General features: G+C 47.4%; 23 protein-coding genes. 13 read left to right on the top strand and 10 right to left on the bottom strand.

Annotation, left to right across the window (positions count from 1 at the left end; genetic code table 11):
* Nucleotides 1-313 precede the first annotated feature (313 nt).
* Together BLV22_RS03635 and BLV22_RS03630 are read right to left on the bottom strand one after the other, a co-directional pair.
* Nucleotides 314-1,309 carry an NAD(P)-dependent alcohol dehydrogenase gene (locus tag BLV22_RS03635; RefSeq protein ID WP_091611403.1) on the bottom strand — a complete coding sequence of 332 codons (996 nt, stop codon included), beginning with the start codon at nucleotides 1,307-1,309 and terminating at the stop codon, nucleotides 314-316.
* A gap of 89 nt (nucleotides 1,310-1,398) precedes the next feature.
* A complete protein-coding gene (locus tag BLV22_RS03630) occupies nucleotides 1,399-2,991 on the bottom strand; it encodes a phytoene desaturase family protein (RefSeq protein WP_091611400.1) in 1,593 nt (530 codons plus the stop codon).
* Between the two features lie 167 nt (nucleotides 2,992-3,158).
* Here BLV22_RS03630 and BLV22_RS03625 point away from each other — a divergent pair, with 167 nt between their 5' ends.
* The 5 genes from BLV22_RS03625 (at nucleotide 3,159) to BLV22_RS14975 (ending at nucleotide 5,802) form a co-directional block, all read left to right on the top strand.
* Nucleotides 3,159-3,599 carry a MarR family winged helix-turn-helix transcriptional regulator gene (locus BLV22_RS03625; protein ID WP_091611398.1) on the top strand — a complete coding sequence of 147 codons (441 nt, stop codon included), beginning with the start codon at nucleotides 3,159-3,161 and terminating at the stop codon, nucleotides 3,597-3,599.
* Nucleotide 3,600: 1 nt separating this feature from the next.
* Complete coding sequence (locus BLV22_RS03620) at nucleotides 3,601-4,017, top strand: organic hydroperoxide resistance protein (RefSeq protein WP_091611395.1); 417 nt, start codon at nucleotides 3,601-3,603, stop codon at nucleotides 4,015-4,017.
* A gap of 168 nt (nucleotides 4,018-4,185) precedes the next feature.
* The gene (locus tag BLV22_RS03615; protein WP_091611392.1) at nucleotides 4,186-4,572 is read left to right on the top strand and encodes an RrF2 family transcriptional regulator; all 387 of its coding nucleotides are present in this window, start codon (nucleotides 4,186-4,188) and stop codon (nucleotides 4,570-4,572) included.
* Nucleotides 4,573-4,639: 67 nt separating this feature from the next.
* The gene (locus BLV22_RS03610) at nucleotides 4,640-5,560 is read left to right on the top strand and encodes an NAD(P)/FAD-dependent oxidoreductase (protein ID WP_091611390.1); all 921 of its coding nucleotides are present in this window, start codon (nucleotides 4,640-4,642) and stop codon (nucleotides 5,558-5,560) included.
* Nucleotides 5,561-5,637: 77 nt separating this feature from the next.
* Nucleotides 5,638-5,802 (top strand): hypothetical protein, encoded by a 165-nt coding sequence (locus BLV22_RS14975; RefSeq protein WP_176967634.1) that lies wholly within the window; start codon nucleotides 5,638-5,640, stop codon nucleotides 5,800-5,802.
* Between the two features lie 4 nt (nucleotides 5,803-5,806).
* Here the strand turns inward: BLV22_RS14975 and BLV22_RS03605 are convergent, their stop codons facing one another.
* Nucleotides 5,807-6,382, bottom strand: a complete 576-nt coding sequence (locus BLV22_RS03605) for a DUF4256 domain-containing protein (protein ID WP_091611387.1) — start codon at nucleotides 6,380-6,382, stop codon at nucleotides 5,807-5,809.
* Nucleotides 6,383-6,515: 133 nt separating this feature from the next.
* Between BLV22_RS03605 and BLV22_RS03600 the strand changes: the two genes are divergently transcribed.
* Together BLV22_RS03600 and BLV22_RS03595 are read left to right on the top strand one after the other, a co-directional pair.
* Nucleotides 6,516-7,274, top strand: coding sequence for an SDR family NAD(P)-dependent oxidoreductase (locus BLV22_RS03600; protein WP_091611384.1), 759 nt, complete (start codon nucleotides 6,516-6,518; stop codon nucleotides 7,272-7,274).
* Nucleotides 7,275-7,384: 110 nt separating this feature from the next.
* Nucleotides 7,385-8,098 (top strand): SAM-dependent methyltransferase, encoded by a 714-nt coding sequence (locus tag BLV22_RS03595; protein ID WP_091611382.1) that lies wholly within the window; start codon nucleotides 7,385-7,387, stop codon nucleotides 8,096-8,098.
* Here BLV22_RS03595 and BLV22_RS03590 read toward each other — a convergent pair.
* Entirely contained in the window at nucleotides 8,095-8,862 is a 768-nt protein-coding gene (locus BLV22_RS03590) for a helix-turn-helix domain-containing protein (protein WP_091611379.1), read from the bottom strand. The genes BLV22_RS03595 and BLV22_RS03590 overlap by 4 nt on opposite strands.
* A gap of 116 nt (nucleotides 8,863-8,978) precedes the next feature.
* On the opposite strand from BLV22_RS03590, the gene BLV22_RS03585 reads away from it, so the two are divergent.
* From BLV22_RS03585 to BLV22_RS03575, 4 genes are all read left to right on the top strand, one after another.
* Complete coding sequence (locus BLV22_RS03585) at nucleotides 8,979-10,901, top strand: right-handed parallel beta-helix repeat-containing protein (RefSeq protein ID WP_091611377.1); 1,923 nt, start codon at nucleotides 8,979-8,981, stop codon at nucleotides 10,899-10,901.
* 111 nt (nucleotides 10,902-11,012) lie between these two features.
* The gene (locus BLV22_RS03580) at nucleotides 11,013-11,804 is read left to right on the top strand and encodes an SDR family NAD(P)-dependent oxidoreductase (protein WP_342706668.1); all 792 of its coding nucleotides are present in this window, start codon (nucleotides 11,013-11,015) and stop codon (nucleotides 11,802-11,804) included.
* 68 nt (nucleotides 11,805-11,872) lie between these two features.
* Nucleotides 11,873-12,025 carry a hypothetical protein gene (locus BLV22_RS14970; protein WP_176967633.1) on the top strand — a complete coding sequence of 51 codons (153 nt, stop codon included), beginning with the start codon at nucleotides 11,873-11,875 and terminating at the stop codon, nucleotides 12,023-12,025.
* Nucleotides 12,026-12,163: 138 nt separating this feature from the next.
* Nucleotides 12,164-12,340: a CsbD family protein gene (locus BLV22_RS03575; protein WP_091611370.1), complete on the top strand. Its 177-nt coding sequence runs from the start codon at nucleotides 12,164-12,166 to the stop codon at nucleotides 12,338-12,340.
* Between the two features lie 69 nt (nucleotides 12,341-12,409).
* Here BLV22_RS03575 and BLV22_RS03570 read toward each other — a convergent pair whose 3' ends face one another.
* The 3 genes from BLV22_RS03570 to BLV22_RS03560 are packed head-to-tail and all read right to left on the bottom strand — an operon-like array spanning nucleotide 12,410 to nucleotide 14,347.
* The gene (locus tag BLV22_RS03570) at nucleotides 12,410-13,111 is read right to left on the bottom strand and encodes a hypothetical protein (protein WP_091611368.1); all 702 of its coding nucleotides are present in this window, start codon (nucleotides 13,109-13,111) and stop codon (nucleotides 12,410-12,412) included.
* On the bottom strand, nucleotides 13,098-13,979 hold the full coding sequence (locus BLV22_RS03565) for an ATP-binding cassette domain-containing protein (protein WP_091611364.1): 882 nt from the start codon (nucleotides 13,977-13,979) through the stop codon (nucleotides 13,098-13,100). The genes BLV22_RS03570 and BLV22_RS03565 overlap by 14 nt, the downstream gene beginning before the upstream one ends.
* Entirely contained in the window at nucleotides 13,979-14,347 is a 369-nt protein-coding gene (locus BLV22_RS03560; protein WP_091611362.1) for a GntR family transcriptional regulator, read from the bottom strand. The genes BLV22_RS03565 and BLV22_RS03560 overlap by 1 nt, the downstream gene beginning before the upstream one ends.
* 272 nt (nucleotides 14,348-14,619) lie before the next feature.
* Between BLV22_RS03560 and BLV22_RS03555 the strand changes: the two genes are divergently transcribed.
* Entirely contained in the window at nucleotides 14,620-15,495 is an 876-nt protein-coding gene (locus BLV22_RS03555; protein WP_091611359.1) for an AraC family transcriptional regulator, read from the top strand.
* Between the two features lie 93 nt (nucleotides 15,496-15,588).
* Here BLV22_RS03555 and BLV22_RS03550 read toward each other — a convergent pair whose 3' ends face one another.
* From BLV22_RS03550 to BLV22_RS03540, 3 genes are read right to left on the bottom strand one after another with little or no spacing between them, the layout of a single operon-like run.
* Nucleotides 15,589-17,079, bottom strand: coding sequence for a phytoene desaturase family protein (locus BLV22_RS03550; RefSeq protein ID WP_091611357.1), 1,491 nt, complete (start codon nucleotides 17,077-17,079; stop codon nucleotides 15,589-15,591).
* Nucleotides 17,076-18,182, bottom strand: a complete 1,107-nt coding sequence (locus BLV22_RS03545) for a glycosyltransferase family 2 protein (protein ID WP_091611354.1) — start codon at nucleotides 18,180-18,182, stop codon at nucleotides 17,076-17,078. Before BLV22_RS03545 ends, BLV22_RS03550 begins: the two co-directional genes overlap by 4 nt.
* A 14-nt stretch (nucleotides 18,183-18,196) precedes the next feature.
* Nucleotides 18,197-18,907, bottom strand: coding sequence for a lysophospholipid acyltransferase family protein (locus BLV22_RS03540; protein ID WP_091611351.1), 711 nt, complete (start codon nucleotides 18,905-18,907; stop codon nucleotides 18,197-18,199).
* A gap of 279 nt (nucleotides 18,908-19,186) precedes the next feature.
* Between BLV22_RS03540 and BLV22_RS03535 the strand changes: the two genes are divergently transcribed.
* Entirely contained in the window at nucleotides 19,187-19,687 is a 501-nt protein-coding gene (locus BLV22_RS03535; RefSeq protein WP_091611348.1) for a PTS sugar transporter subunit IIA, read from the top strand.
* Nucleotides 19,688-19,718 lie beyond the last annotated feature (31 nt).

Below are 19,718 nucleotides of genomic sequence, written 5' to 3'. Positions count from 1 at the left end.
CCAATCATCATTCCGGCGAAAAACAAAGCATTGATGTATCCTCGCTATGACTGATTTTCTTGCAGCACATCGGCAACATACACATAAAGAAGCCAAACTGTGCCAAGATTGGCTTCTTTATGTGTATGCCTACCCAAAAGTACGTTTTTTGAGAGTTCACCGATTTTTACCACCGGCGTTTTTCCATTACGTTTAAAAAGGCTTGCTGGTTTCTTCCAGCAAGCCTTTTGTTCGATGTGCTGTTATAAGAAAATTTTAAATGTGTATATCGTATCGTTTAAAAGCAAAAGCTGTCTGGTCACCCTAATGGAACTCAATAGCCTTGACCTGTAGGCTGTTCCGAGATTGTGATCACGATATTCCCTTTTTTGTGCTGTTGATCAACATACCTGTGTGCCTCTGACATTTGTTTCAATGGATAGCGTCTATCTATGACCGGTTTAATCTTTCCAGCTTGAAAAAGTTCTTTGAGATGAAATAAGTCTTCTTTTTTATAACCTGCTAACTCAAATAAAATTTTCTTGTCTGATGTCATTGAAGTCCACAGCCCTCTGATCATCCCTGGAAGACTTGGACTGCCTAAAATATAACGTCCATTTTGGTTCAGTGACTTTACTGTTCGTGCATACGGACTTTTTCCAACTACGTCTATAATTACATCGTAATTCTTACTGCTTTTAGTGAAATCTTCTTGAGTGTAATCAATAACATGGGCTGCACCAATGGAGCGAAGCATATCTAATTTCTCCGTGCTGTCAATACAAGTTACTTCAGCTCCAGCTGATTTGGCCATCTGTACTGCTAAAGTACCTATACTTCCAGCAGCTCCAACGATAAGAACCTTTTGTCCTTGTTGGATATTTGCTTTTCTAATGAAATGTAATGCATTTAGACCTCCAGTAGGGAGGACAGCAGCTTCTTCAAAGCTCATATTGTCTGGCTTAATCACTATTGCATATTTGCTCGGCAGACAAACGTACTCGGCATAAGCACCGAACCTTATCTGGGTAGAACCAAAAACCAAGTCTCCCTTTTTAAATTCAGTAACCTCTTTACCAACAGATTCAATTTCCCCGGATAGCTCTTGTCCCAATATATTAATTCTTGGTTTGATTATGCCAAAATAAATTCTCAAGGGCAGCCAAAACAAGGCTGGCATTTTGAACTGGCGCAGCTCACAGTCTCCGGCTGTTACAGTAGTTGCATATACTTTAATCAGTACTTCATCGTTCTTGGGAATAGGTTTTTCTACTTCCTTGAGCTGAAGAACTTCTGCTGAACCGTATTTTTTCGCTACAATAGCTTTCATATAAATTTCCTCCTTGGAGTGGACAAACTCTTGCAGGTTTTTCAAATGAACTATTTAAGAGATGGAAAATATAGGCGACAGCGCTCCAATTACAAAGCCGAAAACTTAAAGAAGGACTTGCTTTTTAGCTTTTTCCCCAGCAAATATCCGGAACCTGCGTTTAATCCTCCGCCAGGCCATGTGGATGCCCCGATCATATAGAAATGATTAATCGGTGTTTGGTAACGGGAGTAGCCCACGACAGGGCGGAAAAGAAAATGCTGAAACAGCTGATGGCTGCCGGCCATATGGTCACCTTCGACAAGGTTCGGATCCTCCTTCGGCAGATCCTCCGGTGAAAAGACGTGCCGACCTGTGATCGTGTCCTTCACCCCGGGAGCATATTCCGCCAGTTTGTCGATGATTCGGTCGGCGTACTGCTCTTTGATGGAGGACCAGGGACCCGGCTCCATCTCATTTAGCGCATCGTGTTTAGGGTGAGCAGGAAGGGAGCGAACCATGATCCATACCGCCGCCTTTCCTTCCGGTGCTCTGCTGGCATCGATGGCGCTTGGCTGGCCGACGATCAGCAGGGGGCTGTTCGGCAGAATGTCATTCAGCGCCTGGGTATGGGTGCGGGCCAGGTCCTCCACGTACGGTGCTACATGCACATAAGCGGATTGGGCAATTTCTTCTCCAGCCGTCCACTGGATTGGCTCGTTCAGCGCAAGGTGAATGACCATCGTCTTCGGCCCGTATTGATAATTCGTTGCTTTAGAAACAAAGGAGGCCGGAAGGTGTTTGGTATCAATAAGGTGACCGGCTATCTGGGTTGGGGTAACGGTGCCAATCACGTCCCCGGCTTCTATATACGTGCCGTCATCCAGGATTACTCCCCTGGCGTCGCCGTCTTCGACGTATACTTCATTTACCCAGGTATCGGTTTGCAGGACGCCGCCTCTCGCTTCGAGCATTGCTACCATCGCCTGAATCATCGTTTGGATCCCGCCGCGGGCGAATGGAATTCCCTCCCGGTAGTGACCCACCGCTTCTATTAAAGGAAAAGCGGCTCCTCCGCTGATATCTGGTGCATAGTCCATTTGGTATCCCCAGGGAACGACCAGTGATTTTACTTTATCGCTTTCAAACCAGGAATCAGCAAACTGCCGGGGAGATTTGGCAAGCTGGCTGGAGACCTTCAGGGCGGTTTTTATTTTCAGGTCAAGGAGTGCCCTGAATATGATGAGGCCGGCGCGGAGAGAGGGGAGCTCCCGCTGCATGAGTTTATACAAATAAGGAGCCACCTGATCATATAAGGCATCAAATTCTTTCCAGGCCTCTGCATCAGTGGTGGAATAGCTGGCGAGGTTTTGGTGCGTTTTCTCTGCATCCGTATCAATAGCGAGACCGTCGCCATCAGGAAAAACGCTTGCGTACGGGTGGGGGCTGTAGACCGGATTAAAGCCGTTCGCGGCGAGCTCGTGCTGATTTTCTACATAAAATCGGGATTTCAAAAACAAGCTGATGTTCATGGAAAATAAATCATGAATAAAGCCGGGAGCGGCTACTTCTCCGGATTTAGCGGCTCCTCCGGGACGGGGCTCCTTCTCCAGGACGAGCACCTGCTTTCCCTGCTTGGCAAGCTGAATGGCGGCGGCGAGGCCATTGTGTCCGGCGCCGATGATGACTATATCGTATTTCATATTTTCCTCCTTTCAATTGTATGCTGAGCTCTTATTCTTTTCCCAAAAAACCGGAGGGATAAGAGCCTGATTGCCTGGATGATCAAATGAGCACATTATTTGTGTTCAAGTATAAAGTTGTGTACTATTTGATTGTGCACAATTAAATGTAAAGGATGGCCATCCGCATGAATGATTCACCATTATCGCTTGATCACCAGCTGTGCTTTGCTGTTTATGCCTGTTCCAAGGAAATATCGAAAATGTATCGCGAAGAACTGGAGCCGCTCGGGCTCACCTTCTCGCAGTACTTGATGATGCTTGTCCTGTGGGAGGAGGATCATCAGTCCGTGAAAGCCATTGGCGAGAAGCTGTATCTCGATTCCGGGACGCTGACACCAATGGTGAAACGGATGGAGGGCGCCGGCCTGGTAACCAGGGAGCGCTCTCCGGAGGATGAACGAAGCGTGCTGGTTCATCTTACCGGGCAGGGAAGCCTGTTAAAACGTGACGCAGCGTGTCTGCCTGAGCGTCTCGGCACCCGCCTGGGGATTGATGAGAAAGGTGCAAAGCAACTGCTTCGTCAGCTGCACCAAATTACGGAACATATTCAAAAAGGAGAGAATTAACATGCAGCCACTTTATACAACAACCGCTACCGCTGTCGGAGGACGCGACGGTCGTGTCACTTCGGAGGACGGTAATTTAAACCTTGACGTTCGTACGCCAAAAGAGCTTGGCGGCAACGGCGAACAGGGGACAAACCCGGAGCAGCTTTTCGCCGCCGGCTATGCTGCGTGCTTTGAAAGTGCCCTGAACATGGTCGCCCGTCAGAAAAAAATCAAGCCGAAGCATACGGAAATCACAGCCAACGTCTCCATCGGCAAAGAGGACGAAGGCGGATTCGGCCTGGCTGTGCAGCTTTCGGTTCATGTGGAAGGTGTTTCGGAAGAGCAGGCGAAAGAACTCGCCGAAGGCGCCCACGAGAACTGCCCGTATTCGAAAGCGACACGTGGAAACATTGAAGTGGACGTCACAGTAGCGTAACTCGTTATAAGAATCAAAAGGGAATGATACTGATAAAAGACTGGTGCTGGAGAACACACTCCCTCATCAGTCTTTTTATTTGATTTTTTTAAGCATTTAAACTTGTGAATGCAAACTTTTAAGTATATAATAGACTTATAATATCTTTAATTGGAAGTGAAAAGCGGTATGAAATTTTCAAAAGCGACGGATTATGCCCTGCATGCGTTGGTGTATATGATTCACCGTGACGGGGACACTGTAAAAATCCCGGTACAGGATTTATCTGTAGCGCTGAATGTCTCTACAACCTACTTATCCAAAGTATTAACGCGTATCGTGAAGGCGAATTATATTACTTCCACCAGCGGCGCCAAGGGCGGCTACAGGCTGCAGCAGAACTGGGAAAACGTGAGCGTGTACGATATTGTAGTTGCGATCGACGGCGTGCAGACTCTGTTTGAGGACAGCTTTGATCACGGAAGTGAATGCAGAATCCAGGCGGCCATGATGGAAGCGCAGGAAAATTTAATCAGCACGTTAAAAAACAAAAAGCTGAAGGATTTGACGGTGTAGCAAATCCTTTTACTTTATTATAATTATAGATAATAAGAATCTTTAATATACAGGAAGGTGTTTTAAAATGATTTATGACGTAATTATTATCGGCGGAGGGCCGGCAGGCTTAAGTGCAGCGCTGTATTTTGGCAGAGGACTGAAGAAAACGCTGATTATTGATGAAGAAAAGCCGAGAAACATCGTGACGCATGAAACGCATTCCTATCTAACCCAGGACGGGGTGAGTCCGCAGACGTTCCGGCAGCGGGCCAAAGAGGACACATTGAAATATGAGGGCACAACGCTGTTCAATGACAAAGTGACGGAGGTTAAAAAGCATGACGACGGCTTTATAGTTCAAACGCCGGCGGAGCGGTTTCAATCAAAGCAGGTGTTGGTCGCCTCGGGCTTAATCGAACAACTGCCGGCCATTAAAAATATCGAAAGCTATTACGGGCAAAGCGTCTTTTACTGCCCGTGGTGCGACGGCTGGGAAATGAGAAACAAAAAGCTTGCCATCATCAATCCGGATGAGCGGGTTATGCATATGGTTACGCTTCTTTCCAACTGGACAGACAAACTCGAAGTATTCACCGACGGCCACGACAGCCTGACGGAGGAAAACAAAAAGGTGCTCGAGGATAAGAATATTTCTTACCATTTGGAGAAAATCGCCGAAATGTCTGGAGAGAACGGGCAACTGCAGGCTGTCAGAATGACAAACGGGGAAACAGTGGACGTGGAGGGCGCCTTTACGTATGTATACTGGAACACCAAATATGAATTTTTGAACAATCTGGACGTGGAGCGGGATGAAAACGGCCGATTTGTGGTCGGTCAATTCGGAGAAACCTCCGTTAAAGGGCTGTATGTGGCAGGAGAAGCAAAGGACAATTTTGGCAGCCAGCTTATAGCGGCAGCGGCGAACGGCGGCGAGGTTGCAAGATTTATGATGATGATGGAAATTCAACAGGAGTTTAACAAAAAAAGCATAAAAACAAAATAAACAAGACGTGCAGGCACGCCAGTTTCTCCGGAAAGCCGGTTCTCCGGGGGACTGCATCAGCCTTAGGCATCTATTTTATGACACATAAAGTTTTGCCCCCAGTAAAAGAAGGGTGGAATACCTTTCGCATTGTTCAGGGAGTCGCTATTGGAAAGCCAAGCATGATTGAATCGGAAACGTTTGTACGCAGCAGTCAGATTGTAAATACCCGTATCAAAGCAAGTGCCGAAGAAGAGCGGTAGTATTTTATACTTTCAATAACCCCCGAAAGCCTCTAGCGGCGTAGTACGATTCGGCGCCGTTATGGTAGATGAACGTGCGGCCGTACCGGTGGTCACCAAACAAAGCACCGCCCAGTTTTCTTATTTTTTCAGGTGTCTGAATCCAGCTTGACGTTTTCGTATCGACTTTTTCCAGCTTTTGAAGAGTGTGGTACTGCTCTTCGGTTAAAAGTCCGACGCCCATAGCGTCGGCCATGTCCACAGCACTTGTTTTAGGCTTATATTTCTTTCTTGCTTCCAGTGCTTCGCGGTCATAGCAGACGCTTCGGCGACCCTTAGGGCTTTCTGGCGAGCAGTCACAGAACAAATATTTATTTTCTTCACGGTCATAGCCAATCACATCCGGTTCTCCGCCGGTCGCTTCCATTTCGTTCAGTGACCACAGTTTTTCGTCGTCTGCCTCAAGCTTTTCCACAACAGAAGTCCATGCTAACTCTTCATGGCGGTGCATGTGCTGCCCGAAACGGTCTTCGAGTATTGTCAGCAATTCTCTTTTCTCTTCGGGAGTAAGTTGTTGATCTGAATTGTTTTTCTGATTCATACGAATCCCTCCTTAAGACTTTACGGATTTGTCTAAATTATACCATTCAAAGGGCATTGATTACCCACTGCATATAATGGGTATTTATACGAGAGAAAACGGATGAGTCTGAATCATCGAAGGAGGAAATAGATTGGCACGTTTACAAAATAAAGTTGCGATTGTGACCGGGGCAGCCGGCGGCATTGGTCTTGGCACCGCCAGACTGTTTGCAGAAGAGGGAGCGAAGGTTATAGCAGCCGATGTCCAGCTCGACCTGCTGCAGGAAGAAGTAAAGAAAATACAGGACGAAGGGGCAGACATTACAGCCCTTGAACTGGATACAACCTCAGAGGGGGATTGGAAAAAGGCGGTTCAAAAAGCGGTAGATACCTACGGACAGGTGGACGTCCTGGTAAATAACGCAGGCATCCATTATCCGAGCAAGATTCTGGAAACCTCCTTGGAGGAATGGAACAAAGTCATGAACGTGGATTCCACAGGGTACTTTCTAGGCATGCGCGAGGTAATTCCGGAAATGCAGAAGGCTGGGCAGGGATCCATTATTAACATAGCATCGATGGCTGCATTAACCGGGTCCGGAGCGGCAGGCGGAAACGGTACAGCCTACAGTGCGGCCAAAGGGGCAGTGCGTTCGATGACGACACACGTGGCTGCGCATTTTGCCGAAGAAAGCATCCGGGCGAACAGCATTCATCCCGGACCGATCCGGACGCCAATTATGGGAGAGCGGCAGAAAACCATTTCCAAAGACAACCAGGACGTTGTGCCTCTTCCTCCTCATCACGGGGAAGCAGTGGACATTGCCTATGCCGCTCTGTACTATGCTTCCGATGAATCCCGGTTTGTAACCGGTGACGAGATGGTCGTCGACGGAGGATCGTTAGCTTAACAGTCAGTAGAAGAACGGTTAAAAATAGATTATTTTTCCAGTAAGGATTACCCCGGGAGCAGATCGTATGCTACCTTGAGGGTAATCTTTTTTATTTGAGGTGAGCAGAGTTGAGCAGAGAAAAGAAGACGAAGCTTGATTTGAATCGTATTGTTTTTATCGGACGCACATTTGACGAATACCTGGATATGTTTGCACTTTCCAAAGCAAGTATCCAGGGAAGAAGCATTCTTGATTGTCCGGCCGGGGCCTGTTCGTTTACGGCCATCGCAAACAGTCTGGGGGCAGAGGTGACAGCCTGCGATATTGCGTATGATCACCGGGGCGAAGAACTGAAACAAAAAGGACTGCAGGATATTGAGCACGCGGCGGTACACATAACGAAGGCTGAAGATAATTACGAATGGGATTACATTCGTAGTGTTGAAGATTTAAAAAGCAGACGCAAACAGGCGCTGCACGACTGTTCGGAAGATATGTATAATTCGGGAGGCCGGTATGTGCCAGCGGAACTTCCGGCGCTTCCCTTTGAGGAGAGCGCCTTCGACATCGTTTTGTCCGCCCATTTTCTGTTTATGTATGCCGACCGTCTGAGCTATGACTTTCACATCGATACGCTCACAGAATTGCTGAGAGTGGCAGAAGAGGAAGTGCGCATTTTTCCGCTGGTGGATCTAAAGGGCGAGCGGTACGAACATCTGGATGCAGTGATTGAATATTTAACGGCGAAGGGCTATATGGTGGAAGAGGTCTCTGTTTCGTATGAATTTCAAAGGAATGCGAATTCGTTTCTCCGAATCACGAAATCCTCCGTCGGTAATTAAGCCTGTTGGGACGACAGCTCCCGAAACCTGCGGGGTGAATCGCGGACGAATGCCTGGAAATTCCGGTTGAATGAGCGAAGACTGCTGTAGCCGCAGTCTGCAGCAATCTCCCCGATCGGCTGCTGGCTGCTTTTCAGTAAATAACAGGCACGCGAGATCCGGTAATAGTTTAAGTATTCGGTAAAGGTCATGCCGGCCATGTGAACAAACAGCTTGGACAGGTAGGGATAGTCATACTGCAAATGTTCAGCCACGGCTTTTAACGTACACTCGGCGGCGTAATTAGTATCCACATACAGAAGCATTTGATGAAGAATTTTCGTTTTCGCAGAATATTGTACGGGCTTGAAATCGGTGTTTTCCTCTAAAGTACTGCATATGCCGTACAAAAAGCTTTTCTGCCTGTAGACGGAGCCCCGGGACGGCAGCTGCATGTCCGGCGAAAGAGAGAACGTATTATTTACGGGGATAAAGCCTTTATAATCCATAAAAAAACGGCCGATCAATTCCGGGGAAAAAATAGTGATGGTAATTACTGAACGCCCGACTGTTGTAAATTCATGCATTTGATTGTTAAAAATAAAGGCCGCCCCGTTTTGCTGCAGAAGATACTCTTTCTGGTCAATGGTTACCCGCAGCCGGCCTTCATGAACGATGATCAGTTCATAGGCACGATGAAAATGAAGCGGGAAGCTGAAATTGGTTAAGGTAACACTTTGAAATGATTCCTGTTCTTCGACTCCGTGAGGCTCAAAAAAGACCACAGCCGGCTCCCCTTTCATAAACACTAATATTGTCTTATATTATACTATTTTTTGGATAGAAGCATAAGAAGCTTCCCGCCTATAATAAAAATAGATTGATAGAAGGGGGAAGTCTCATGGCATATGAATATCATGTAGCAAAAAATGGCTCTGACAAAAGCGAAGGTACACTGGAAAGCCCGTTTTTAACAATTAATAGAGCGGCTTCAACAGTCACAGCGGGGGACACCGTAGTAGTGCATGAAGGTGAATACAGAGAATGGGTAAAACCGAAAAATGGAGGCCGGAGTGAGGATCGAAGAATTACATATACCGCTGCTCCCGGAGAAAAAGTAGTGATTAAGGGTTCGGAACAAATTGACTACTGGGAACAGGTGGAAGGAACGGTCTGGAAGGCCGTCCTCCCAAACACGTTTTTCGGCGACTACAATCCATTTACGGAAAAGATATTCGGCGACTGGATCGTACACAATCCGGGCAGGCATCTGGGAGATGTGTATTTAAACGGAATGTCTTTTTACGAAGCAGAAACCTTTGCCGAAGTGCTGAATCCTGAAAAGCAGACCGAGGTTTTGGACCACTGGACAAAAACGGTTGTTCCTGTCCTCTATCCGGAGCAGACAACGTACCGCTGGTATGCGGAAGCAGACAGCAGCCATACGACGATTTTTGCCAACTTCCAGGGAGCTGACCCCAATAAAGAGCTGGTGGAAATCAACGTGCGGAAAGCCTGCTTTTACCCCGAAGTGACGGGGCTTAACTATATTACGGTGCAGGGGTTTGAAATGGCTCAGGCAGCAACACCGTGGACGCCTCCGACAGCGGATCAGCCGGGGTTGATCGGGCCGAACTGGAGCAAAGGATGGATTATTGAAAACAACGTCATTCACGATTCCAAATGCAGTGCGATCAGTATTGGAAAGGAAGCCTCCACCGGCGATAACTACCGGACGATAAGAAAGGACAAACCAGGCTACCAGTACCAGCTGGAATCCGTGTTTCTTGCCCGGCAGATTGGCTGGAGCAAGGAACGGATCGGCTCTCACATCATCCGGAACAATACCATTTATGATTGCGGCCAGAACGGGATTGTCGGCCATCTGGGCTGTGTGTTCAGCGATATCTATCATAACCACATTTATAATATCGCATTAAAGCGTGAGTTTTTTGGCCACGAAATTGCCGGGATTAAACTGCACGCAGCGATTGATGTCCAGATTCACAGCAACCGCATCCATCACTGCTCGCTTGGGGTATGGCTCGACTGGCAGACCCAGGGCACGAGAGTAAGTAAAAATTTATTTTACGAGAACAGCCGCGATCTTTTTGTAGAAGTGAGCAGCGGTCCGTATGTGGTGGACCATAATATTTTAACAGCAGACTATGCCCTGGATAATCATGCGCAGGGCGGAGCTTACGTTAACAATCTGATTGCGGGCAGAATGGTCCACCGGAAAATGCTGGACCGGGCCACACCGTATCACGTACCCCACAGCACGGAGGTAGCAGGGTTTGCAGCCACCTACGGCGGAGACGACCGTTTTTACAATAACATGTTTGTGGGAAAAACGGATTTGGATAATGTAGGTACCTCCCATTTCAACGGATATACGGCATCGCTTGAGGAGTATATCGAAACTGTTGACCGTGTAGGCGGCGACCATGAAGCGTTCCACAGTATCGAGCAGCCGGTCTATATTAATCATAATGCTTACTTTAATGGAGCGGTTCCATTTGAAGGAGAAAATGAGGCATTTACCAAAGACGCTTTTGACCCCCAGCTTACGATAATCGAAAAAGGGGATGCAGTGTATCTGTCATGCGAACTGCCCGATGAATTTGAACAAATGCGCGGTGAGATAAAGCATACGGGAAATCTGGATCGGGCGCGTATCGTGGATGCAGATTTTGAAAACCCGGACGGAAGCGAACTCCGGTTGGACACCGACTTCTTCGGAGAACAAAAAGCCAAAGCAGACGTCCCTGGACCGATCGGGCAGCTGCAGCCCGGTAAAAATGAAATAAAAGTGTGGGGTTGATTTTTAATTGTACGGTGCCTGTTAATGATAAACGGGCGTCGTATTTTCTATGAAAAAAAGCCATGTTATTTAATAAAGCGTTTACAAAATAATTAGTTTAGTTTATGTTGAATACGCATTCAAAAAGGAGGAAAAGCCATCAGTTCTAATCTATTCTCGTTAGAAGGTAAAACGATCGTCGTTACTGGTGCTAATAAAGGCATTGGGAAAGAAATAGCGGTCATGCTGGCTGAAGCCGATGCCAACGTGGCTCTGGTAGCCCGGGATGAGCAGGCTTTAGAGGAAACGGCCCGGGTTATTCAAGAGAAAGGCCGGGCGGCTGAGTCATTTCCGTTTGATTTAACCGAAGTTGAACACATGAATGAGCTGTTCGGAAGTATTTACAAACGGTTTGGCCAGATCGACGTGCTCCTGAACAACGCCGGCACGAATATTCCGGTCCCGGCGGAAGAGGTGACAGAGGAGCAGTGGGACCGTATCCACGACATTAATTTAAAAAGCGTCTTTTTTGCCTGTCAGGCAGCCGGAAAATGGATGCGTGAAGCGGGACACGGAAAAATTATTAATATGTCCTCGCAGATGGCTTTTGTGGGCTATTACAACCGCGCTGCCTACAGCTCGAGCAAGGGAGGCATTACGCAGCTGACAAAATCGCTGGCTATTGAGTGGGCTTCTGACGGCATCAATGTTAATGCTGTAGCTCCGACCTTTATTGAAACACCAATGACAGAAAAAATGTTTGAGGATACAGAATTTAAAGAGGAAGTGCTTGCAAGAATTCCGCTTGGCAGGCTGGCCCGCCCCGAGGACTTATTCGGAGCGGTAGCATTTCTCAGCTCTGCTTCCTCTGATATGGTTACCGGACAGACGATCGTCGTCGATGGCGGCTGGACTGTCTGGTGAGAAGCTGCTCGTAATACACAAACAAAAACATCGTCTTAGAAGGAAATGATCCTTACTGGACACTGGACTTGATAAAGAAAGCCTGTCACTACGGTTTTAATGCAGACGAAAAAGGCAAAATGGAAGTGCTGCGCCAGATCCATGCTCAAATGGACGAAGATAACGAGGGCGGAGACAACCAGTTTTCCTCTGAACATGGTAGTTTAACCGGTGTTTCATAACAATCACTGGAGGGAGAGTTCATGACTTCCATCCAATACACGCATAAAGAAAACCGGCAGGGCGATGAAACTCTTCTGTTTGACGCTGGCTGCTGAAGGGAACTGCTGCTGTAGACAGACATCTTGGAGGGATGACAGATGAGCAGTAAAAAAGGCTTTAGTGACAAGCTGAAAGGAAACATGAATAAATTTAAAGGTAAAGCAAAAGACCGGATAGGCAGCATCACTAATAATTCGAAGATGCAGCGTGAAGGAAAGAAAGACAACATTAAAGGAACTGTCCAAAATAAAAAAGGCAATTTTAAAAACAAATAATGAAAAGGAATAGAAGTATCCCGCACGGGGGGCTTCTATTCCTTTTTTACGCAGGCTGAATTTTAACTGTTAAGCAATTTTAACTGGGGTACGTTGAAGACTTTTCGCAGAGGAGAGGTAAACAATAATGGTTAAAACAGCTGTAGCTGAAATAGCTGCCACAACAGGCAGACCTTCAGTAACTATCCCGACATTAAAGAGAGTAAAGGCTGTTCCCCAAATTATGCTTTCAATCAAAAGGCAGAAGAGCCCGGCAGCAATAAATCCGAGACCGGGGAGCCATCCGAACCGGTAAAAACCGGAAGCGACGAACATGCCGAGCAGGTAATATAATAGTACAGTTATAAAGTAAGCTGCACTTCCAGGCAAAAGCACTTCTAAAAGCGTATCCGACTCTATCAAATAAAATACAGCTGCGTTGGTGTCGAAAATAATTGTATCTATAAGATTCAGGGCGGCTATGGCAACAGTGATAATCAGAGAAACGGCAGCGGCAGAAATAAACGCAGCCTGATAATAATGTTTTCTGGTCAAACCATGTTCGATGCAGAAGCCCAAAAACGTATAGACAGATATTAAACCAATCACAAGCATGTAAATCTTACTCGGTTCATAAGCGAAGTTTAGTAAAGCAATATTAAATTCTGCTTCTGAAAAAAACATTTCGAAAAAATGAGCAGCAATCCGGATGAGATAAAGGATGCCAAGAAACCAGAGTGTCCATTTGAACTGCTCTTTGATTAATGCCGGAACAGCTTTATTGTCCCTCATTAGGATCTTCTCCTTTCGTCACACTGGTGAAAATATCCTGAAGTGTGACCCTGCCTATTTCAAGACCAAGTTCCTCTGCTTCTTTCAGCAGGCTTTCTTCCATTTGTTGAAAAATAACGACAGATTTGGTTCCTCCAAGCTCACGGCTTTTGACCACGTGAAGATTAGCGGTGAACCTGTCAACCAGACCGAGTTCTCCAGTGAGTGTGATCCCTTTGGATACTACGCTTTCGTAATCATCTGCAAGCACCACGCGCCCTTGATCCAGCATGATTACTTCATCAAACAGATGCTCCATTTCAGAGATAAGGTGCGTAGATATTATAATCAATCGAGGATGACTTTCCTGCTCTTTCAAAATCTCTTCGTAGAATATTTCACGGGAGGGGGCATCCATTCCTGTATAGACTTCATCAAAAATGGTCACTGGAGCCCGGGATGCAAGCCCGCGTATTGCTTGAAACATAGACCGTCTGCCGGTGGACTGGTTTTTCATGGGGATACTCAGATCAAGGCCAAATCGGCTGGCAATCCTTCGGGCTGCTTCTATATCAAAGGAAGCAATAAAATCTTCGGCAGTTTGAAGAAGCTCTTCTCCAGATTCATCGTATTCATCAAAATTGCGTTGGAAAAGAAACTGAACATGCTTTGTCTGGCGGCTGTTTTCGAATAACGGCTCTCCGTTCAGCATAATCTGGCCGGAAGAATGCTGCCGGTAATTGGCAATAAGAGAAAGAAGAGAGGTTTTGCCTGAACCATTTCGACCGATCAAGGCGTAAACTTTTGGCGAATGAAGCTGGAGGGACACATCATCCAGTGCCTGTTCTTTCCCATAAACTAAGCTTACATGGCTCAATTTTAGTTCCATTATTTTCTCATCCTTTCCCGGAGCATCCGTACCAGGTCTTCTTCAGACATGCGCAATTTTTTGGCTTCTTTTATAAGTTCTTCTACATAGTCCTCACCAAAGGCTTTTCGACGCTTTTTAATTAGCTTGTCTTTAGCTCCTGAAGTAACGAACATGCCCACTCCCCGCTTCTTATATAAAATTTCTTCTTCCACCAGCTCGTTAACCCCTTTAGCAACTGTCAGATGATTCACTTTATAAAAGGAGACCAGTTGGGTGGTCGAAGGTGCTTGTTCTTCTTCTTTTAAGCGTCCATCCATTATCTGATCTTCAATTTGCTCTTTAATTTGTTGAAAAATCGGCTTTTTGTCATGAAAATCAGTACCCACAGCGTTCACCGCCTTGATTTGTTAAAGTTATATGGTTATATATATAAGTATATAACTAATTGCTTTAAAGTCAATGGTATAATAAAAAAACTTCGGAAAATTCCGAAGCTCCTTAGCTGCACAGTGGCGCATTTTTATATAATAATTTTAACCTGGAGGGTAAATATCTCTATATAAAAAGTAATCAGTTATTATCCGACTTTATCAGGCACGAAAAGCAGGGAATATATTTAAGGGAATTGGTATTCTCTAAATTAAGAGAGGTCGTCATTATGGATAGATTACAGGAAATGAACAATGCCCTGCATTATATTGAAAATCACTTAACGGAGGCAATCGATTTTCAGGAAGTTGCCCGTATTGCCTGCTGCTCGGAGTACCATTTTAAGCGGATGTTTTCTTCTTTAGCAGGTGTCCCGGTGTCAGAATATATCCGGCGGCGCCGATTAACGATGGCAGCGCTGGATCTTCAGCATCGCCAGGTACGTGTTATCGATACAGCGTTAAAATATGGTTACGATTCGCCCGATGCATTTACGAGGGCATTTCAGAAGCTGCACGGAGTAACTCCTTCAGAAGTAAAACGGCACGGAAGTTCTTTAAAAGCATATCCAAGGCTGACCTTTCAACTATCTGTCCAGGGAGGAAACGAAATGAACTACCGTATAGAGAACAAAGAAGCTTTTCGAATCGTCGGTGTAAGTAAAAGAGTCCCTATCATCTTTGAGGGAGAGAACCCTGAAATTAATGCCATGTGGAAATCATTGAACGAAGAGAAAATAAATGAATTGCTTGCGCTGTCGAACGGGGAACCGACAGGGATAATTCAAGCATCAGCAAATTTCTCTGAAGCACGCATGGAAGAACAGGGAGGGCTGGATCATTATATTGGTGTAATTACGGATAAAGAAAGCCCGGAAACGTGGGACGTGCTGGAAGTACCTGCTTCCACCTGGGCTGTTTTTACCTCTGAGGGACCGTTCCCAAAGCATCTTCAAACAACGTGGGGACAAATATATTCGGAATGGTTTCCTTCTTCCGGTTATCAGCAGGCATTCGGGCCGGAGATGGTATGGATGGAGGGAAATCAGTTTGACAAGCCTGATTTCAAAAGTGAGATATGGATTCCGGTGGAGGAAGAGAAGTAATCATCATCTTTCTATTGAAAACAGCCCCGCTGACGATAAAAGCGGGGCTGTTTTCATGCGCTGATGTATTAGGAAACCAGAAAGCCTTTCAACTCATGTCTCCCCCCAGAAATCAAGGAGAATACCATTGTCCTTAAGCAGGGCGGAGGCAGCAAGAATGCCGCTGGTCGTTACCATCGGTGATCCGCCGCCGGGATGGGTGGAGCCGCCGGCAAAGTAGACATTTTTTAAATCCTGGGAGCGGTTGAACGGCCGCAGAAACGCATCCTGCCGCCGGTTGGAGGCGAGGCCGTAAATGGAGCCTTTGTACGCGCCGAACGTTTCTTCGAGATAAGACGGACCGAGTACTTGTTCCTCCACAATATGCGGGCGCAGAAAAAGGCCAAACTCCTCTAGCTTGTCGTAAACCAGGTTTTTGTAGGACTGTTTTTCCTCTTCCGTCATGGCACCGCCGGGAAGGGCCGGGGCGTTAATAAGAATAAACAGGTTGTCGCCGTCCGGGGACTGGCCTCGGTCACTGTAGGAGGAGTTGCTGATATAAACGGTCGGATCATCTGGAAACGCTCCGTGCTTGAGCTGTTCAAACTCTTCAGGATAATCCGCAGAAAAATACACCTGGTGATGCTTTAACTGCGGCAGGCGGGTGTTCAGCCCGACCATGATCACAAACGCTGAAATAGACGGTTCGGGATGGTTCGGCACGGTCCGGCTTTTCTCACTGAAGGCCGGGAAAAGTAACGGATACTGGCTGAGAAGATCACCGTTCAATACTACGTTGTCCACGTCCAGAGAGCCTGAGGCGGCGTGCACAGTTTGAGCACGTCCGTTACGCGTGGAAACGTGGTGGACAGGATCATTGAACGAAAAATTGACGCCAAGCTCTTTGGCCGTTTCATAAAACGCATCGGCAATCTTCACGTTTCCGCCCGGGGTATAGTACACGCCGTCAGAAAGCTCGAGGTGGGCAATCAGCGCGAAAGTTGCCGGGGCGTCGTACGGCGAAGAGCCGATATAGGTCGCATAGCGGTCGAACGCCTTCTGCACATCCGGATGCTTGAAAAACCGCCGGTGGAAAGCATGCATGGTAGTGGCCGGGCGGACTTTGCGAAGAGCAAGGGCGAGCCCCGGTGAAAGATAGTCCAACGGCGACTCGAAGGTGCGCTGAAGAAAATTTTCAGTGGCGAGCGTGTAAAGCCGTTTGACTTCCCGGAGGTAGTCATCGTACCGGTTGGCGTCGGCTTCCGAAAGACGGGCAATGGCCCGTTTTGTTTCTCCGGCGTCTGAAGAAACCTCGAGTGTACTGCCACCAGGGAAATAATTACGGGTATGCTCCGGCAGCTGTTTGAACGGGAGGAGATTTTCGGGTTCTTTGCCGGCAAAAGCAAGCACGCGGTGAAATATATCCGGCATCGTGATGGTATTAGGGCCATAATCAAATGCGTGGGTGCCCAGTTGAAACGGGCGGAGTTTTCCTCCCGCCCGTTCGTTTTTTTCGAATACAGTAACATCCTGCCCGGTTCTGGCGAGGACGATGGCGGCGCTTAAGCCGCCGAGCCCGGCCCCGATAACAGCAGTAGTTGTCATTGATAGCTCCGCCCTTTCCATGAATAGCCTTTTTTCGTTTTATCCAGATAAATCGAGTACAGCAGCACAGCGATCATGGCCCCCGAAGATAGAGGCTGAACGAGTACTGTCCACCACGGGTGGGAAGCTTTTATCGTAATCCCGGCGCGAAGCACAGCTGTCAGCACATACGGAATGACAAGCTGCCATTCGGGCATGGCAATGGCAGCCAGCAGAAGAAAAGCGGGCACGATAAAGAAAAGAGTGTGAACAGCGATGACTGCTGAAGCAATGACCGCGGAGCGGCCGATTCCCGGAAAAATATTTTTACTGAAGCCAAGCCATGCTTCCCGGCTCGACGTATACATATAGCAGGTAACAGCAGGACCCGGAGAAACGAGCAGTGTTTTCAAACCTTGTGATTTTATATTTTGGGCAAGTGCCATATCATCAACGAGCGCCTGTTTAACAGCGGCGTGGCCGCCAGCCTGGTCATAGGCCGGCCGGCTGAAAAATAAAAAAGCCCCGTGTGCTGCGGTAAAGGCCCGCCAGGTGGTGCGGTTGGCAGCTGCGACGGGCAGGTGGGCATATACGACAAAATGCTGCATATACACAAGCAGCCGGCCCCAGAACCCTTCTGTTTTAAAATGAGGAAATCCGGTAACGAGCCCGGCATCATGCTTCCGGAGAGCCCCCTCTGCCCAGCGGAGGGCGTTTTCGTGCAGCCGCACGTCAGCATCAACAAAGCACAAATACTGGCCGGCAGCTTCCTGGGAAAGCTGATGGCACGCATGCACTTTGCCGTTCCAGCCGTCCGGCAGCGCGGCCCCTTCAATGTAACGGGCATTAGGCCAATAGCGTACAGCCTCCTGCAGGAGCATTTTTGTGCGGTCAGTCGAATGGTCATCGAGAAAGATGAATTCTGTTTTTAGGTCGTCCGCCTGGCGGAGGCTCCGCACAAGCGCCGGCACGTTCCGTTCTTCATTCCGAAGCGGTACAAGCACGCTTATTACGCCCGGGCGCTTCGGCACAGAAAAAGATGCGAGAGAGGGCAGGGTCCACACGTTTATGATCGTAAATACCGTCCAGGCGCTGAGGATACATATGAGAATCCATAGGAACATGGCGGAAGTCCTTTCTATTTTTTCTGCCGGAGGGAGGTCCACCAGCTGCTCATTGTCTGCGAACCTCTCAAAACGGTGGTGTAGTTCTCCAGATGCTCGTAAGCGATGTCTTCACGCATCTCGTCCCACTGGTGCTGCAGATGACGCTCCAGCGCGTCCTGGGCTGCCGCTCTCGAAGCGAGGTTTTCCGGCGTCCGCGGGAGCGGCGGGCCAATATTGATGAAGATTTCAGGCTTTTGATGGTGCAAAAATGTGTAATGCATCGTAACCGGTACAAACGGAACATCCACCCGGGGAAGAAGATAGGAAATGCCGGGCTGGAGGGTGATCGGAAACTGATCGGCGTGGGTTTCTGCCCCCTGGGGAAAAAGCCAGACGTGATGGCCGTTCACGAGCTTATCCTCTGTGTAGCGGAGGGCATTGATAACATCACGGCGGCTGCTCCGGTCCACCGAGTAGGCCCCGAGCCTTCGGAAAAAAGGAAATTCACGCAGGCCTTCTTCGTCCATCATGACGTAGCCCGGATGACGGAACCAGTGTTTATTTAAAAAGTAGATTAAAAGACCGTCCCACCAGTTGCTGTGGTTCACGTAAAAAAGCGCAGCATCGTCAGTGTAGATGCTGTTGTTGTGCATATGTACGGCAGAAAAATGCTTTTGGATCAAGCGCCGGTCATACAAATAAAACAACTTTTCAAAAAGCGGCTGTTTATTTTCTGTAATCATCTGCGCACCTCCTGTGTTTGGCTGTATGTATAGAATTCAAGTTTAAACTGTTATAAAAAGAAGGTATATACAATTAGAATAGAGTTCTATTCCTTATTCGCGCTCATTTAAAACGTATTGTATAAACGTTCAAAAAAGGGCGTTTTATCCGGGATGCTCCCGAATGTAATGGTAAAGACGTTCCGGAAAGTTTGTGCGCAGGCGCGAAATTCGTTACACTTACTAAAGCATACGCACAGCTTGAATGCAGTTGTGACTATTTAAAAAGGAAGTGAAGACATGTTAAAAAAATTATTTGGAAAAGAACAAAAACCTGTAGACGTTACAATAAAATCACCGGTCAGCGGCGAATTCGTTGATATTACAGAAGTGCCGGATCCGACATTTTCAGAAAAAATGATGGGAGAAGGTTTTGCTGTTGATCCATCGGAGGGAATTATTCTTTCTCCGGTTAAAGGGAAGGTAGAACAGATCTTTCCAACGAAGCACGCCATCGGCATCCGTTCAGAGGAAGGGCTGGATGTATTAATTCATATTGGCCTTGAAACGGTGTCTCTTGACGGTGAAGGCTTTACATGCAAAGTATCCGAAGGGGACAGCGTGGAGGAAGGCGATCTGCTGATGGAGTTTGATATGGATGTGATCAGTGAAAAAGCTGCCAGCAAAATCACGCCAGTCGTGTTTACGGAAGGCGATCAGGTCGAAAATATTCAGATGAACAGTGAAAACCGCCTGAAAGCGGGAGAAACTGTTGTAGCGACTGTAACTGTAAAAAAATAATGAAATACAAAATCCAGCCGGCTCCGGCTGG

The sequence above is a fragment of the Marinococcus luteus genome, assembly GCF_900106595.1.
Classification (GTDB): Bacteria; Bacillota; Bacilli; order Bacillales; family Marinococcaceae; genus Marinococcus; species Marinococcus luteus.
The sequence above is the reverse complement of the archived record's forward strand: the minus strand, read 5'-3'. Positions and strand labels throughout refer to the sequence as shown.